We start from the raw sequence: 2,046 nt of genomic DNA on the forward strand, positions 1-2,046 counted from the left end.
AGTTACTAAAAATCAGCGATATATACAACCTTTTACTCATATTTGTCAACTTAAATTAATTCCGCCAACGGGTAGATTTAATATTTGGTTATGGGTGCTGGTATGCGTCCCATGCCTGTTGGCAAGTTGCGACCATGATGTTCATGATGGTGAGGAAGAAGGTGGCTTGTCTGTATCGCTCACTTGGGCAGATGAAGCCGACCAAGGTACGGAAGTGAAGGATGTGAAGCTCTGGATATTCAATGCCGATGACGGTTCGCTTGTAGAGGAAAAACATGGTGGTAGTGCACAGGAGGTAGCAAGCCAACGCTTCGCTCTTCCTGAAGGGCATTATCAGATATTGGCTATTACCAATCTTATAGAGCCTTTCTTCACCACTGACCAGACCAGGGCTTTGACTAACTGGAACAATATCCAGATAGGTTTGACCAATCCTAAGGATGTAAGGAACAATGCCTATTTCGGAGTTGCCGATGTGAAGATAGATAACAAGGAAGGCAGCTATGTAGTGCAAAACCCTATGAAGAGCGTGCTTTCGGAACTGACCGTCATCATTGAGAATGTGCCAAAAGGCACAGAGATGAGTGGCAAGGCGGTGGATTGTGCTTTTTGTCTGTTCCCTACACAGAAGAATAGTGATGGAGAATATGGATTGCCGAGCATAGAGCCAACGGAAGTGGAAATACCTACTATCTTGGCTACTGAGTCAACTTTGCAATCAGAAGTCATTCGGCTGATGCCGACCATACAGGGAAGTTCCGCCTCTCATGTTTATCTCCGCCTCTTGCTGCCTGACGAGACCTTGCAAGAGTATGACATCACCGCTCCTGCGATGAAGGTTGGAGGAAAGTATGAGTTGCGACTCAACTACAACCAAATGCAGCCAAAGATGAATCTGGAAGCTACCATCAACGGTTGGACGAACCTCAACAATGAAGTAGAAATAAAATAATAATAACTTTTAAAATGTTTATAAGATGAAAAAGATGACAAAGTTTTTCGCTCTTGCACTCTTGGCTGGTGCAATGTTTTCATGCAGTACAGAAGATATCGCACCTTCTACCCAGAACGATAAGGTAGCCGTGCAGTTTACTGGTGGTATCAGCGTAAACACCCGTGCTGCTGGTGTAGCTTGGGCTGATGGTGACAGGATCGGTATCTTCATGACAGAAGCAGGCAAGACACTCTCTGCGGATGTAATCAAAGAGGGTGTTGACAATGTTTGCTATCAGTCAAATGGAAGTATAGCCTTTTCACCTGTTTCTGGTGGTAAGACTGTTTTCTTCCCGATAGATGGAGATGTGGACTTCTATTCTTACTATCCACAGACCACTGTCAATGACTACAAGGTTGCACTTGATGTAACAGACCAAACGAAACAAGAAACTATCGACTTCATGTATGCCAAGACAGAAGGCTGCAACAAAGCTACGCCACAGGTTGACTTGAAGTTCTTCCATAAGTTAAGCAATCTTATTTTGGATGTTCAACCAGGTAACGGTCTCACGCAAGAAGACCTTAAGAAAATGACTGTGACAGTGAAAGGTCAGAATACCAAAGCCACTTTCAATCTTGTGGATGGTACTATCTCTGGTGAAGAAACTCCTGCGGACATCACGATGAAAACTACCGAAGCTGGCAAGCTGTATGAGGCAATCCTGCTCCCTACAGAAGAAGCAAGCCGAGTGATAGAGTTTGACCTCAAGAATGGTTACGACGCTCCTTTCGTATGGAGAATGCCTGCAAAACTTGAGGGTGGAAAAAGATACCACTATACAGTAGTAAAATTGAGTCGTTCTGCCGTAGAGATTTCTGGAACCATTAAGCCTTGGACAGAGGCAGGAGACAATAATGAACATATAGCACAATAATAACTGAACTTTCGCATGTGGTTCAAGAACGGGCTGAAAGCCCAAAAGCTCCTAGCCCAGGGCATCGCCCTGGGCATGATGGCAATCAGAAAGACGCCCTGTAAGGTAGGGTGTTCAAAATCGCTTTAAAATCCTGCGCATTTTTTACCTATAGTATTGATGCGCTTGACCACCA

General features: G+C 44.5%; 2 protein-coding genes. Both read left to right on the top strand.

Annotated features, from left to right (window positions below; all coding sequences use genetic code 11):
* Positions 1–94: 94 nt before the first annotated feature.
* Complete coding sequence (locus tag I6E38_RS14640; protein WP_235394677.1) at positions 95–952, top strand: FimB/Mfa2 family fimbrial subunit; 858 nt, start codon at positions 95–97, stop codon at positions 950–952.
* A gap of 34 nt (positions 953–986) precedes the next feature.
* Positions 987–1,871, top strand: a complete 885-nt coding sequence (locus I6E38_RS14645; protein WP_235394678.1) for a fimbrillin family protein — start codon at positions 987–989, stop codon at positions 1,869–1,871.
* The last annotated feature ends 175 nt before the right edge of the window (positions 1,872–2,046 follow it).

The organism is Leyella stercorea (genome assembly GCF_021531355.1).
Taxonomy (GTDB): Bacteria; Bacteroidota; Bacteroidia; order Bacteroidales; family Bacteroidaceae; genus Prevotella.